The 14,398-nt window shown below is 42.0% G+C and carries 11 protein-coding genes; 2 read left to right on the top strand and 9 right to left on the bottom strand.

The genetic code is table 11. From position 1 onward, the window contains the following. Position 1 precedes the first annotated feature (1 nt). Positions 2-511 (top strand): gamma carbonic anhydrase family protein, encoded by a 510-nt coding sequence (locus PHEP_RS00055; RefSeq protein ID WP_012780191.1) that lies wholly within the window; start codon positions 2-4, stop codon positions 509-511. On the opposite strand, the gene PHEP_RS00050 is transcribed toward PHEP_RS00055, so the two are convergent. From PHEP_RS00050 to PHEP_RS00030, 5 genes are all read right to left on the bottom strand, one after another. Continuing rightward, the gene (locus PHEP_RS00050) at positions 512-2,080 is read right to left on the bottom strand and encodes an Ig-like domain-containing protein (RefSeq protein WP_262495148.1); all 1,569 of its coding nucleotides are present in this window, start codon (positions 2,078-2,080) and stop codon (positions 512-514) included. Between the two features lie 203 nt (positions 2,081-2,283). Next, on the bottom strand, positions 2,284-4,146 hold the full coding sequence (gene mnmG / locus PHEP_RS00045; RefSeq protein ID WP_012780189.1) for a tRNA uridine-5-carboxymethylaminomethyl(34) synthesis enzyme MnmG: 1,863 nt from the start codon (positions 4,144-4,146) through the stop codon (positions 2,284-2,286). 108 nt (positions 4,147-4,254) lie between these two features. Further along, the gene (locus PHEP_RS00040; protein WP_012780188.1) at positions 4,255-6,117 is read right to left on the bottom strand and encodes an ABC-F family ATP-binding cassette domain-containing protein; all 1,863 of its coding nucleotides are present in this window, start codon (positions 6,115-6,117) and stop codon (positions 4,255-4,257) included. A 120-nt stretch (positions 6,118-6,237) separates the two neighbouring features. Continuing rightward, entirely contained in the window at positions 6,238-6,666 is a 429-nt protein-coding gene (ybeY, locus tag PHEP_RS00035; protein WP_012780187.1) for an rRNA maturation RNase YbeY, read from the bottom strand. Between the two features lie 10 nt (positions 6,667-6,676). Beyond that, a complete protein-coding gene (locus tag PHEP_RS00030) occupies positions 6,677-9,985 on the bottom strand; it encodes a coiled-coil domain-containing protein (protein ID WP_012780186.1) in 3,309 nt (1,102 codons plus the stop codon). Between the two features lie 156 nt (positions 9,986-10,141). On the opposite strand from PHEP_RS00030, the gene PHEP_RS00025 reads away from it, so the two are divergent. Next, positions 10,142-10,939, top strand: a complete 798-nt coding sequence (locus PHEP_RS00025) for a glycerophosphodiester phosphodiesterase (RefSeq protein WP_036675351.1) — start codon at positions 10,142-10,144, stop codon at positions 10,937-10,939. Positions 10,940-11,007: 68 nt separating this feature from the next. Here the strand turns inward: PHEP_RS00025 and PHEP_RS00020 are convergent, their stop codons facing one another. The 4 genes from PHEP_RS00020 to PHEP_RS00005 form a co-directional block, all read right to left on the bottom strand. Further along, positions 11,008-11,199, bottom strand: a complete 192-nt coding sequence (locus PHEP_RS00020) for a cold-shock protein (RefSeq protein WP_008241764.1) — start codon at positions 11,197-11,199, stop codon at positions 11,008-11,010. 97 nt (positions 11,200-11,296) lie between these two features. Continuing rightward, complete coding sequence (locus tag PHEP_RS00015; RefSeq protein WP_012780184.1) at positions 11,297-12,244, bottom strand: hypothetical protein; 948 nt, start codon at positions 12,242-12,244, stop codon at positions 11,297-11,299. 1 nt (position 12,245) lies between these two features. Next, positions 12,246-13,115 (bottom strand): phosphodiester glycosidase family protein, encoded by an 870-nt coding sequence (locus PHEP_RS00010; protein WP_012780183.1) that lies wholly within the window; start codon positions 13,113-13,115, stop codon positions 12,246-12,248. A gap of 23 nt (positions 13,116-13,138) precedes the next feature. Next, a complete protein-coding gene (locus tag PHEP_RS00005; protein WP_162141678.1) occupies positions 13,139-14,380 on the bottom strand; it encodes an aspartyl protease family protein in 1,242 nt (413 codons plus the stop codon). Between the last annotated feature and the right edge of the window lie 18 nt (positions 14,381-14,398).

Genomic DNA, 14,398 nt, shown 5'->3' with positions numbered 1-14,398 from the left:
TATGCCAGTTATATTGCCAGTTAAAGATAAAGAGCCCAAATGGGGAAGTGATTGTTTTATCGCACCAAATGCAACTATTGTTGGTGATGTGCTGATGGGCAGCAATTGTTCAGTTTGGTTCAATGCCGTGATCAGAGGGGATGTAAACAGCATTACCATAGGAAATGAGACCAACATACAAGATGGTGCAGTAATCCATGCTACTTACCTCAAAGCTTCTACCATTATAGGTAGCAGGGTATCTATAGGTCACAATGCGATTGTTCATGGTTGCATCCTGAAGGATAATATATTGGTGGGCATGGGCGCTATTGTCATGGATAATGCATTGGTAGAGGAGTATTGCATTATTGCTGCCGGTTCGGTGGTGCTTGAAAATACCCGCTGCGAAAGCGGTTATATTTATGCAGGCACGCCCGCAAAGAAAATAAAGCCCATTACAGAGGAGCAAAGAGACTTATTGAAAAGATTACCAGACAATTATAACTTATATGCGGAATGGTTCAAATAGTTATTCCTTAGGAATAGTTACAGTTTCGTTCCTTTCCCAGAGGGCCCTTATAGAGAGCTCTTTGGGTTCATTCCAGATCCTTTCGGGCTGCCGGCCAAGTTTTACATTTCCGGTATCCCATACTCCGTTTTTATTGGTGTCGTAAGTAATGCGCAACCAGTATTTGCCTGCTTTGTAATTGGCAAACCTGACTGTCGTATCTCTGGTCACCACCAGGGTATTGGCTACATTTTTGCTTTCATTTATAACTTCAAGAATGTAACTTTTATCGGTCTCGGGCGGAACTATTTTTACAATTAATGTTCCATAATCGTCTTTATTTGCCAGCTCAAACGTTTTGATAAATTCTTTGTTCTTGGTGTTGAATATAGCAGTTGCAGCCCCTGCTTCAAATTTTAGTTCGTAAGTCTTTTTGGGTTTCCAGGGATACCTGAAATAGTAGGAGAGAAAGTCTGCACTGTCTTTTAACAATGTAAATCCTGTACGTTCAACGGAATCTTCCAGTAAACTTATTTTGGTGATATCTGTGCTTTCCAGGGGAAAATTAAAACTCAGTTTTAATGGCTTGTTTGGGTTTAAAAGGCGTCCCTCAAGATTGTCGGTGGCCGTTAGGTTGCGGGTATAGGTTTCTTTTTTACCCCGGGTAATGTTTACCGTCTGCAGTTCCTTCCCCTGGTCTTTAATGGTTATTTTGGTAGAATCAAAGCTCAGGTCCTTTAGCCAGACTTTTAATGAGTCATTGTTCCGGCTAAATTTGATCAGTTTACCCTCATTTAGTGCAGGGGGGTCTGTAACCACCACTTCCGGTTTTTTTAGTTTCTGGTTAAAAGCAAAAGAAATGCTTCCGTCTGCATTTAACTTTCTGTCCAATATCCTGAAAGTCTCCGCATCTTCTTTAAAAATACTTAAATTGATGTTATCCAGAACCTTATCTAAAAAAATTGAGTCCTTTAAAAAGCCGATCTCGTCGGAAGCCTGCTGATAGATCTTATCTCCCCCTTTTTCTTTTAGGGCATAGATCTTATAAGTATCTTTTCTCAGGTTGTTTAATGCATAATTGCCACTACTGTCTGTCAGTGTAAATATGGATGGTTTACCTTTACCAAATAGGGTATCTCTTTTTAAAGGAAGTATAAATACAAGCGCATCCAGTTCAGGCAGTCCGGTTACCGAATTGGTAACTTTTCCTTTAATACTTAAAGAATCAAGCTGGGGGCCGGTAGAAAAAACATAGGTAAAGTTTTTAACGGTATTGCCTTCATTTACATCGCCTATGGCCTTGCCGAAATTTAAGGTGTAGGTGGTGTTCTTTTCCAGGCTGTCCTGAATACTTACTTCCAGTTTTTTACCTTTGACTTTTAGCTGTGGAGCTTTTTCCATTTCAGGTGAAACGGAAAATTCCTTAAACTCATTTTGAATTTTAAAATATTCATCAAACTCAATGACAATTTTAGGGGCAGTAAAATTGACGGTCAAATTTTTAGGGCTCATTTTTAAAATCTTTGGGGGCTCCGTATCTCTCGGTCCTCCTTGTGGTTGCTGCATACTTGCACAGGCATAAAAGAGCATACTTATGAAAATAAGCAGGGAAAAATTCAGCGAGTTTATTACAATTCGTTTTTTAGCCATTTATATGCGCTATATTTAATTTATATACTTTTTTAACCCATATCATTAAAAAAAATTAAAAGTCGCTTAGATCGCATTTAAATAGCCTTGTTTAAAATATTGCTTATTTACCTCTAATTATTTAAAAATCAATGAGTTGAATGTTATTTACTGATGTGTACCATTAAAACAGAGATATCAGAAGGTGAAACACCTGAAATCCGGGAGGCTTGTCCCAATGTTCTCGGTTTGATCTTAAGCAATTTCTCTCTGGCTTCTTTTGATAAAGATACCAATTGTGAATAATCGAAATTGGGATTGATATCTTTATCTTCCATTTTCTGCATTTTATTCACAATTTCCTGTTCTTTTTCAAAATAGCTTTCATACTTGATTTTGATTTCTGCCTGCTCTATGGTTTCTTTATCAAATTGTTTCAGTAATCCTTCCAGCGGCTCACTTACTTTTCTTACATCATTCATGCCAACCTGTGGCCGGCTCAGTAAGCTGAATAACTTTACATTCTGGTTTAATGGAGTAGTTCCCAATTCTTCTAGCATGGAGTTTGCGTTATTCATTTCAATTCCCTGTTTTTTGGCAAAAGCTACAATGGTATCTGAATTTTTTATTTTCTGGTTTACGATATCCAACCGCTCATCGCTGATCAGACCCAGTTTATGCGCAATAGGAGAGAGGCGGATATCGGCATTATCCTGGCGCAGCAATAAGCGATGTTCTGCTCTTGAAGTAAACATCCTGTAAGGTTCTTCCGTCCCTTTAGTGACCAGGTCATCGATCAATACACCAATGTACGACTCTGAACGCTTCATGATGAGTTCCTGCTGGCCACTTACCTTCTGATGGGCATTGATTCCGGCTATAAAACCCTGACTAGCAGCCTCTTCATAACCAGTTGTGCCATTTATCTGACCTGCAAAGAACAAATTGCTGATCAATTTGGTCTCCAGCGTTAAAGACAGCTGCGTAGGTGGAAAATAATCGTATTCTATGGCGTACCCCGGGCGGAACATTTTGGCATTTTCAAAACCAGGTATCTGGGTAAGCGCCCTGTATTGTACATCTTCAGGTAATGAAGTAGAGAACCCATTTACGTAAATCTCGCAGGTGTTCCAGCCCTCGGGCTCTACAAAGATCTGGTGTCTTTCCCGTTCAGCAAAGCGGTTGATCTTATCTTCTATAGAAGGGCAATACCTTGGCCCAAGACCTTTGATCCGGCCGGTAAACATGGGCGATTTTTCGAATCCCTCTTTTAAAGTTTCGTGTACATTTGCATTGGTATAGGTGATCCAGCAGCAGCGCTGTTCTTTTGGAAGTTCTGCATTTGTAAAGGAGAAACGACCAGGATTTTCATCTCCCCATTGTTCTTCCATCAAACTATAATTTAACGACCGTCCATCTACACGGGGTGGGGTACCGGTTTTCATTCTCCCGGCCTCAAACCCAAATGCTGTAAGTTGTTCAGTCAATCCGGTTGCAGCTTTTTCTCCTGTTCTGCCGCCGCCAAACTTTTTCTCTCCTATATGGATCAGCCCATTTAAAAATGTGCCATTGGTAAGCACTACGGCTTTACCTTTTATTTCAACACCTATTGCCGTTTTAACCCCAATAACCCTATTGTCTTTGATCAGTAAACTACCAACCATATCTTGCCAGAAATCTACGTTCGGCGTGCGTTCCAGCGCAAGCCTCCATTCTTCTGCGAATCTTTTTCTGTCGTTTTGCGTTCTTGGACTCCACATAGCAGGTCCTTTAGAAAGGTTGAGCATACGGAATTGGAGTGTTGTTTTGTCGCTAATGATACCAGAGTAACCCCCCATAGCGTCAATTTCACGTACAATCTGACCTTTGGCAACGCCGCCCATGGCCGGATTACAGCTCATCTGCGCGATGGTTTCCATGTTCATCGTAATCAATAAAACAGATGATCCAAGATTGGCCGCTGCCGCTGCCGCCTCGCAACCGGCATGGCCTCCGCCCACCACAATTACATCATATTCTTTAAACATTTTGTTTTTATTTATAGATGTTCCACGTGAAACAGTAGCTTAGTATTGAACTCTTGTTGGTCTTGTTTCACGTGGAACATTTGTTTTAATTTAAATAATTAATTTGATTTATGCTTCAGAAAGTATTAACCACCGTTCTGTTTTTTCTTCCAGCTCCGCGTTTAACGTCTCTATAGTTTTAGTCAGTTCCTGCAGCTTTAGATAGTTTGATGTATCTGTTTTCAACAGGGAAGCATTCAGTGTACCGAGCTCAGTTTCCACTGCTGCTATTCTGTTCTCCAGTTCTTCCAGTTCCCGTTGTTCTTTATAACTTAATTTTTTTACTGCAGCTGCAGGAGCGGGGCTGGCTGTAGTTTGTTTCTGTTTTTGTTCTGGTTTTTCTTTAGGTATATCTAAACTTATTCTGTATTCCGAATAATTTCCATTGTAAATGGCTACCGCTCCATTGCCTTCCATGATGAACAATTGTTCGCTCATTTTGTCCAGTAAGTACCGGTCGTGAGAAACCAGGATCAATACGCCCGGAAAGTTTTCCAAAAATTCTTCCAGTACATTTAAGGTATCAATATCCAGATCATTGGTCGGCTCATCCAGGATCAGGAAATTCGGGTTTTGCATCAACACCTTCATCAGGTGCAACCTTTTCTTTTCACCACCGCTCAGCTTCTCTACCATCCCATGTTGTTTTTTAGGAGGGAAGAGAAAGAGGGTTAACAGTTGCGAAGCAGAGATGGTTTGCCCATCGGCCATTTTAATATATTCTGCATCTGATTTCACAATATCAATTACACGCTCTTTTTCATTAAATGCGAGTCCGCCCTGTTTGTAATAACCATACACGGTTGTATCGCCGGTACTAACCTTTCCTTTTTCAGGCTGCAAGTATCCGGTAATGATGTTCAGTAAAGTTGATTTTCCGGTCCCGTTTTTACCAGCCAGTCCAATTCTATCCGCGCGTTTAAAAGTATAACTGAAGTCGTTAATGATGTTTTTGCCATCAAAGGACTGCCCGATATGATCCAGTTCAAGTATTTTATTACCTTGTCTGGACATTTTTACATTTAATGTAACCTTTTGATTATCAGTTCTTTGTTTCGTTTTTTCCTCTAAGTCATAGAAAGCATCTATCCTGGATTGCGATTTGGTGGTACGTGCTGCCGGCATCCTTCTCATCCATTCCAGCTCTTTCTTCAGCAGGTTTTTGTTTTTTTGAAATGTGCTTTCATCCGCAGCCTCCCTTTCCGATTTCTTTTCCAGGAAATAGGCATAATTTCCGTTATAGTTGTAGATCTTCCCCCGGTCAAGCTCTACAATAGTATTGCATACATTGTCTAAAAAATACCTGTCATGGGTAACCAGCAGAATGGTCTTGTTGCCTGAAGTTAGTAATTTCTCCAGCCATTCTATGGTATCAATGTCCAGGTGGTTGGTGGGTTCGTCCAGTACATAGATCTCAGGGTCTTCAATCAAAAGTTTGGCCAATGCCAGGCGTTTCTTTTGTCCGCCTGATAAGGTAGCGATCTTTTGCTGCAGGTGGTTAATGCCCATTCTGCTCAGAATGGTTTTGATCTCATGCTCGTATTCCCAAGCATTGTGCTCGCTCAGCTCCTCATATAAACGGTTTAAAGTCTTTTCATCAGGGTTCGGATCTTCTATCAGTTCCTCATATTCTTTGATCAGCTGCTGCTGTTTGTTTTCGAGGGAAAAGATGAAATCGCTGATAGAATAATTCTCCGGAAAACTGGGCTCCTGATCCAGAAAGCCAATTTTTACAGATTTGTTCTTTACAATTTTTCCTTCAAGAGGAGAGAACCTTTCCGCAAGGAGTTTCAGTAAGGTGCTTTTTCCGGCACCATTAATTCCTACCAACGCTACGCGTTGCCCGGTCTGGATACCCAGGGTTAAATTTTTGAATAGCCATTCGTCGTGATAAGCATGGCCTAAGTTTTCGGCTGCAATAAGTGTGCTCAATTCTGTGTTTAAGATATTATAGATAAGAAATTACCACAAAAGTAAACATTAATTCTTTTGCATCGCTTTACCGCAGGCGGAATTTGACAGCAGCAGGTAAATTGCAGATTGATAAGCAGTTCAGGAAAGTTTGGCCAAATGATGATCTTCCCGTGTTGTCATGGTTGCTTTCGCTGCTTTCCCCTTGTCTTTATAACCCAGTAAATGCAATGTGCCATGGATCATCACCCGGCACAATTCCTCGGCTACCGGCAGCTTTAGCGCCCGGGCGTTCTCCTGGACCCGCTCTATGCTGATAAATATATCGCCCACAATTGTTTTAAGCTCTTCAGCGTTGTCAAAAGTAATTACATCGGTATAGGTGTCATGTTGAAGGTAATCCTGGTTTATACGCAATAAATATTCGTCAGAGCAAAGAATGAAATTTAGTTCCCTTAAGACATAACCTTCTTCGGCAATGGCCGATCGGATCCAGTCTTTGATCTGTGTTTTATTTTTGAGGCGATAACTGGTGTCTTCAGTAAAAAAATGGATGCTGGCTTTACTCATCTGATCAGAATTATTGCCCCGAATTTAACAATTTAAAATATTCTGCAATTTTATTTTTGTAATAGTGGTTTAAGCTGGGGGGCATTTTTTGCAGCCATTCGGTCTCGCTTTTTTGCAGGGTTTTAAACTTTTCCAGCATTTGTCTGTACGAAGGAGGCAGGTCTTTACCTGCTTTGCTTTCTCTTTTGGCATCTTCGTCCTGTTCCCGGTCGGCATTCTCCGCTTCCAGCAGCTTGGTCAACACTTCCTTTTGGCGGTTCAGGGTTTCCTGTTCCAGTAGTTTGTTCACCAGTTCCGTTTCCGTAGCCTTCATGTCTTCAATGGTTTTGTTGAGGTTACCGAGCTTTCCTTTTCCATCCTTGTTTTCTTCACTGTTTATTTTCTGTAGAGCTTCCCTAATCATTTGCTGCTGCTGGGCCATTTTCGCAAATTCCTCACTCATCGCGCCTTTTGGGACATTGCCTTTATTGCCTCCCTTTTGCATCTGCTCACGGGCCTTTTGCATATTGTCATTCAGTTGCTGCTGCATTTTCTGTAACTGCCCAAGGCTTTGTTTCTTTCCTTTTCCAGCCCCCTTGCCTGCTTTGCTCTTCTGTAACTGGTCCAGCGCTTCATTTAACATTAAAGAAAGGTTATTGATAGAGGTCATCGCATACTGCTGGTTTTTATTTGCAGCGGCTGTGTTCCGCTCACCCAGGTTTTCCAGCCCCTTGTCCATATTAAAATTGATCTTTTGTAGCTCCTCATTTACTGCAGTCTCAATCTGTGGTACGCGTTTGCTCAACGAAAATAGGCTGTCGCCAATGGTCTTCATGTTGTCTCTGATCAGGCGTTGTTGCTGAACATTGCTGGTATATTGGGAATCATTGCTATTTAAGCGTCTTAAATTCAACATTACTTTTTCCTGGTCAAATGAGGTCTTTAACAGGTTTTCCAAAAGTTGGCGCAGTTCTTTTGCATTCAGGTTATTTTCCATTTCGGCCGATTCCTGCTGCATTTCACTCATTTTAAGGGCCAGCTGCTCCATTTGGTCGGCCGCCTTTTGCTGTTGTTCAGCAGCTTTTTTCCGGTCGTTTTTATCCAGCTGCACTTCAGCCCCTTTTTGCTGTTGTTCAATGTCCTTGGTTTCTTTTTCAGGGTTTTGAAAAGGGTTGGGCCGTTCAAGCTGCTGGTTTTTTTCGTCCAGCTTTTTCATTTCTTTTTTCAGGTCGTTAAAAGATTCCGACAATTGCTGCTGCTTGTTTTTCAGTTCGTTTAGCCCTGCATCTTTGGCCAGGCTCTTGTCGGCCTGTTCTTTTTGTGCTTTGGCCAGTTCTTTCAGCCGGTCTGTCGTCTGTTGAAGGGTTTGTTCAAATTCCAGCTGTTTGTAAAGTTCAAGGATTCGGTCCAGCTCATTTTTAAGCGATTTATTGTCCAGCTGCATTTTAGACAATTCATTCTGGGTCTGGTCCTTGTTGTTCTGGTCCATCAGGCGCTGCAGCTTTTCCAGCAGGGTCTTCGTTTTTTCATCCAGAACATGGTTAAACAGGTCGTCGATCTGCTTTTGTTTCTCGGCAAGTTCCTGTTTAAGAATGTTATTTTCTTCTTTTTCAAAAGTGTTCTTTTTGTTCAGGCTGTTGATTTCTTTTACGGCCTCTTCCAATTGCTTTTGCTTGTCCAGCAGCTGTTCAACCTGCTTTTTATCTTCATAAGTAAGCTGTTTCTTGTCCAGCAGGATTTCCCCCAGCTTTTTACTTTCTTTTTCTATCTGTGCGGCCAGTTTAATTGCTTTTCCCATTTTCTGTTTGAGTACCTGGCTGCTTTCGTTTATTTTCTCGGCAACCTGCTGAGAAGAAGGGGGGGTAAAGACCTTAATTTCTGATTTTGTGGTCTTTGGTCCGTTTACCCCATCATTATCGGCAACCTCAAAGTAATACTCCATACGCTGGTCAGGTTTTACGGCTATCGTTTTTAAATCCCAGAAATAGAAGAAGGCAAAGTCCTGTCGTCCATTTTTGAACGGGACCAGGCTGCTGACAGTACTTTTTATCTTGTCGCCTTCCCTAATGCTGTATTTAAATTTTAGTGAAGTAAAACCGTGATCGTCATTGATCTTGCCTGAAAAATAAAGCGCCTTACTGCTCAGGGAATCTGGTGTTTCGGTAACAGAAATGGCGGGAAACTCATCCTTGATTACATTTAACTGATGGGTCAGGGAGTCTTTACTGACTACAAAATTGTTTCTGGGTACAATACGGTAGGTCGAATTTTCGCGGATGGTGCCCGTATAGGAAAAGGAATTGTTGATGGCCTTTAAAACCTGCGATTTGTTGCCCAATGTAAAAGTAAGCTGGTCGCTGTGCTGCGTTTCCATTGTCCAGGTTACATTTGTTCCTTCAGGCAGCAGCAGGTCGCCCGCATTTTTAATGCTTTCGGGCTTTTTGTTCAGATAGGCCGGATAAAGCAACCGGGCCGTCAGGGCAAGGATGGATGGCCTTGGCTTTACCTCAATGGCAAAGGCTGCCGAATTAAAGCCCCCGGCCATGAAACTTATTTTCTGGCTTTTTTGAATGTTCTTAAATGTATAACTGAACCTTGTAGTGCTTTCCTTTTCCAGTTTATAAGTGTTTGTTCCGTCCGAGACATAGACTTCCTGTGGAATTTCATCGCCGGTAAGTTTGAGCTGCAGCTTTACATCATCGCCCTGCGCCACCCTGAGCCCGGAGTTGAGCAGCACAAAATTAAAGGGGGCTTTTGGCAAAATTTCCTTATTGTACTGGACAAAACTGCTTGTACCTTCCCGCAATATGGCCGGGGCAATGATCGCAATCAGCAGAATAAGGGAAGCTGGCGCCAGAAAATATTTGATGTATTTTTTGTTGTCTGCCAGTTTAATGGCACTCGAAAAGGGAATGGGCTTCAGTTCTGAAATCTTCTGGTCTATCCCGGCAAGGATGAGCTGACTGTTACCGGGCGATTTTTCGGCCATTGCTTTCAGTTGAAGGGTATTGAGCAGCTTATCTTTCACATTAAAAAAATGATCGCCGATAAGCGCCGAAGCCTGTTCTATGCTTAAATTTTTACCAAGTTTAAAATAGGACAGGGCAGGGCTGATCACCAGCAGTACAATGGCGAGGAGGCCAAGGGCAATGTATCCAAAAAACAAGGCGGTTTTAGTAGCTGTGCCAGGCTGGGTATAATAGATCAGGACAAACAGTACCAGGTATAAAGCCAGCAGGAGCGCAGCCGTATAAATGCTGCCCCGCAAAAGTTTATTGAGGTAAAACTTTTGCGTAAACTCATTAATTTTAGAAATTAAAAGTTCGTAATTGCTGCTCATTGCTGGTGAATATAGCTTAAAGATAAGAATCAGCCACGTTTTTTAATAAAAATACGAACATTAACCCTGGCTTTATGCAGGGATTACATTTTATTAACAACAACAATGTTTCGATTTGTTTTTATAATTTTTACTTTAGTAAAAAAACATAACAATATGAAACAGGTATCTTTACTCATTGTCCTTATGGTGATGACATTAAATGGCGCATTTGCACAAAAGAAAATCAAAACGATCAACAGCTGGAACAAGAATCAGGTTATTGCACACCGGGGGGCCTGGAAGAAGAACAATCTTCCTGAAAATTCTATCGCATCTTTAAAAGAGGCCATAAGAATCGGTTGTTTCGGATCTGAATTTGATGTACATATGACATTGGACAGTGTGCTGGTGGTGAACCACGATCCTGATTTTCAGGGCATGCATATTGAAAAATCTACCTATAAGGAGCTGCTGGGTAAAAAACTTTCCAATGGAGAGGGCATCCCAACCTTAGAAGCCTATTTAAAAGCTGGAATGAAGCAAAAAACAACACGGCTGATCCTTGAGGTCAAACCCTCTAAGGCAGGGGCAGAGTTTGACAAGATCTTAACAGCTAAAGTAGTGGCTATGGTACACAAACTGAATGCTACTGCCTGGGTAGACTATATCAGTTTTAGCTACGACATCCTGAAACAGGTATTACAGATCCAGCCCGATGCACATGTCGCCTATTTAAAAGGAGATGTTTCGCTTGAAAAGATGAAGCAGGATGGTTTTTATGGTGCTGATTATAATTACAGCGTTTATCAGAAAGGGGAGTGGTTTAATAAAGCTAAAGCGCTGGGCCTGACCATTAACGCATGGACTGTAAATGCGGAAGCGGATATGAAATGGCTGCTCGACAATAAGGTAGAGTTCATTACCACCAATGAGCCGGAATTGCTTTTCGAGGTGATCAAAAACCACAAATAGAAAAGGCTTATAAACAAAAAAGCATCGCGGGTTATCCGCGATGCTGTACAATTTATGTTTTTAATAATCTAGATTACTTTAACATTAATCGCATTCAACCCTTTTTTGCCGCTTTCAACGTCATATTCAACTTTGTCGTTTTCACGAATTTCGTCGATAAGGCCTGTTGAATGTACAAAAATTTCGCTATCTCCATTAGCTGGGATAATAAAACCGAAACCTTTAGTTACATTAAAAAATTTTACTGTTCCTTCTTGCATTGTATTATTTATTAAAAATTAAGTGTGCAAGGTACATAATATTTTTTTATAATATGCAAATGCTTCATTTTTTGATAAATATAAAATAAAACAGGCTTTATTTGCTGTTTTTCCGGCCTATTACCGAGAAGTTTATTTCACTTGAATGCGGAATTCCGAGTGTTTTTCCCGGAACAACCTTTAAAAGATGCTGAAAATAAACATCAATAATGGCCTCCAGCGTTTTTTTACGCGGCTCATAATTCTCCGGAAAATTGGTATGAAAAGCGCCTAAATGTATGCGGCCTTTTGCATCAACTACAGCCGAAAAATCGTAGCCAAAATCGGCGTAAGCTTTTGAAATGTCGACCCGGTATCTCGGGAAAAGATAATCATAAGCCTCAGTCTTGCCCAAAAGCTTATCCACACTGCTGATCTTTTCTACTTTAATCATTTTACTTAGGGGGATCAATTCCACGGGTTGCCGGGCCCCAAAGGCACTGTCACGGTTGTCGGGATTCCTGTTCGTTTTTTCTGCCAGCTTTTGGATGTACAGCGTATCTGCCCTGGTAGGGCGTTGCAGCTTTTCTACCGACGTTTTAAGTGTCTTGTTGATATAATCTTCAGCATACCAGGTCAGGTTTACGTCAGAACGGATGTCTTTAGAAATCTCCCTTGCCGTTAAATGAAGGCGCTGAAAGACCAGGCTGTCTTTACTTACCTTCTTGATCCTGAACCACTCTTTGGCAAAATTATACACATCACCATGGTCGTAATGCAGGTAAAAGGACTGCATCCTTTTATACTGAGGGCTATAAGCCATTATCGTGTCCCTGGATTTGAACTGTATGATCCAGGAAGGTTCCTGCTGAAAGCCAAGTTCATTAAAAGAGAGGCCGGTACTAAAACGACGCTTTACTTCATAATATTTAATGCCAATAACGGCATCAAAAGGCTGCTTCCCGGTAATTTTTTTGCTGTTTGCAGGCTTGTCCCCTGCGCTGTTGCAGCTGCCAAGCAGTAGCGCCACAACCGCCAGCACATTCAGGATACTGGTTTTTGTCATATCAGCGCGTCTTTTTCACCAGGATCACATTTGCTACTTTCCGTTGTCCGGCATGGTCCCAAAGTTTATTGTCCGTTGGGTAATTCACCACTCCACCCCCGGGAAAACCACTTACCCATAAGGTTGTAGAGCCCCCGCCATCCAGGTTAATGGAGCTGGTACAGCCCAGCCATTTCATCGTTTTGGCCAGTTCTGTTAAACTCATTCCTGCCGAGTTGCTGTTCCTGCCGTCAACCGTCAGTAAAAGGATTCTTCCGTTCGGCTTAATGCCGATGGCAGTTCTCGGATGCCGTGACCGTGAAAAACTGGTAGAGTCGAGCGCCTCGTCCGTACCGTTTAACATCAGCAGGGGGCCGCTCAGCAAAACATTTTCTTCTGTTAAGCGTTGCTCCCAGTCGGCAGTACCGTCCCATTTTTTTAAGGCCAGTTTACCATTGCTGATCACTACAGCTGCCTGCTGGTGCCTTGCGCGGCTATCATTTTTTTCGAGCCGGTTTTCGGCCAGCACTTTGCCCCCCACTTTTATAAAATCTACCGACCCGCCATTCTTAACATCAAAAAAAGAACCGTTAACAGCGGCCAGCGCATTGTTTTCTGTGCCAAAGGTACTGGTCGTTTTTAACACTTTTTCTTCTGCGGAGATGGCCAGTACAGGCGATCTGCCTTTGTTTTTAATTTCCAGGTAGCTGATGTTCTGGTTGGCCAGAAAAAGATCTTTAGCATTAAAATGGTGGGTAACCAGTTTGATTTTCCGGGCCAGGCGCTGTTTATCCCATTTGGTATGGACCAGGTTAAGTGAGTCTGTATTTTGTGCAAAAGCTAAACCGTAGCCACAAAGCACAACAAGAGTAAGGAAAGATTTTTTAAGCATATACACAAAGGTAAAATAATCCTTTAAATTCTTTGTTTAAGCTTAAAAACCTTAATCATCAGCTCATTGTTCCTTACAATGGTGAGGATCATCTGTTTGCCGTCGGCAGCTTTGAACAGGTTGCTGATTTCATCCAGTTTATAACTCATAACAGGCATAAGATTGATGGAAATGAGCTCGTCATCTACCTGTATCCCCGCTTTTTCGGCTGGTGACCCGGGTTCGATCCTGCTGATGAAATAATGTTTTTTCTTGCCCTCCTGAAGGTATACCTCTATGCCCGACATGTCATGTTCGAAAGGCCGGTTAAACAGGCTGTTCTTTTTCAGGTATACAGAATTGTCTTCGTAATCAAAAGTGATGTTAAAACGGCTCAATACATCGGCCCCTAAATTACCATTGCGGTCTTTCAGTATCACTTTGGCAGCTACATCATCGTAGTGGGGGTAAGATGCCAAAATATTTTTGAGCACAACCCCGCCAATGGTTAAGGAAGGGATCCGGCCAATGCTGCCGTCGATAGGCCCGCTCATGCCTACACCAAGACTGGCGGGAATAGACGTTGAAGGCACGGGGAAAGGGCGCTCATTGAGCCTTTCCAAAGATATGGCATGACTTGCCCCGTTGTCTACCAGCATTTTTATCGTTATATTTTTATGGTCAGCGGTCTCCATGTCAATATTGACATAAGGTTTATAACCTACAATTTCAATGGACACCCTTTCTCCCTTGATTTTACGGACCGCAGCAGGGTAGCTAAACAATAACCTTTTTTGGGAGTACCTGATCTGTACCAAAAAACTTTTAAAAAAATAATACCCCAGCAGTCCGTAGATCTTTGTGCCCAGGTAATTGGATAAACCGAAAATATCCTTTTTTAAGATCGCTGCAGGGATATGCTCAATCGCCGCCTTCCCCACGTTTGCAGAGATTTCGTTTGAAACAAATGCATCAATTTCTTCCCCCTTTCCCAGGCCCGAGATTTTAATGGAACGTGAAACCTTCAGGCCAAGACTATCAATCAATGCCGGATCGGTGATGATCAGCGGGCCAACGCCGGTGTCTAGAATAAAATTAAAGGGCCCCTGGCCGTTCAGGTAAACTGGGATGATCACCAGGTTCTTTACCATCGTAAACCGGATAGCATCCTTGATCTTGTTTTCTGTGAAATGGAACTGCTGTGCCCGGGCAGGAATTGCGATGCCGATCTGAAAGGCCAGGATAAGCTGGAATAAGATAAGTTTACCGAAATTAATCCTGCTCATTAACAACATCATAAAACT

Source organism: Pedobacter heparinus DSM 2366 (genome assembly GCF_000023825.1).
Taxonomy (GTDB): Bacteria; Bacteroidota; Bacteroidia; order Sphingobacteriales; family Sphingobacteriaceae; genus Pedobacter; species Pedobacter heparinus.
Note: the sequence above shows the minus strand (reverse complement) of the source record. Positions and strands in the feature narration are given on the sequence as shown.

Bases quoted from the DNA above. Each gene is read 5' to 3' on its own strand.
- PHEP_RS00055 (WP_012780191.1), top strand. From the start codon at position 2: ATGCCAGTTATATTGCCAGTTAAAGATAAAGAGCCCAAATGGGGAAGT.
- PHEP_RS00050 (WP_262495148.1), bottom strand. From the start codon at position 2,080: ATGCTCTTTTATGCCTGTGCAAGTATGCAGCAACCACAAGGAGGACCG.
- mnmG (WP_012780189.1), bottom strand. From the start codon at position 4,146: ATGTTTAAAGAATATGATGTAATTGTGGTGGGCGGAGGCCATGCCGGT.
- ybeY (WP_012780187.1), bottom strand. From the start codon at position 6,666: ATGAGTAAAGCCAGCATCCATTTTTTTACTGAAGACACCAGTTATCGC.
- PHEP_RS00030 (WP_012780186.1), bottom strand. From the start codon at position 9,985: ATGAGCAGCAATTACGAACTTTTAATTTCTAAAATTAATGAGTTTACG.
- PHEP_RS00025 (WP_036675351.1), top strand. From the start codon at position 10,142: ATGAAACAGGTATCTTTACTCATTGTCCTTATGGTGATGACATTAAAT.
- PHEP_RS00020 (WP_008241764.1), bottom strand. From the start codon at position 11,199: ATGCAAGAAGGAACAGTAAAATTTTTTAATGTAACTAAAGGTTTCGGT.
- PHEP_RS00015 (WP_012780184.1), bottom strand. From the start codon at position 12,244: ATGACAAAAACCAGTATCCTGAATGTGCTGGCGGTTGTGGCGCTACTG.
- PHEP_RS00010 (WP_012780183.1), bottom strand. From the start codon at position 13,115: ATGCTTAAAAAATCTTTCCTTACTCTTGTTGTGCTTTGTGGCTACGGT.
- PHEP_RS00005 (WP_162141678.1), bottom strand. From the start codon at position 14,380: ATGAGCAGGATTAATTTCGGTAAACTTATCTTATTCCAGCTTATCCTG.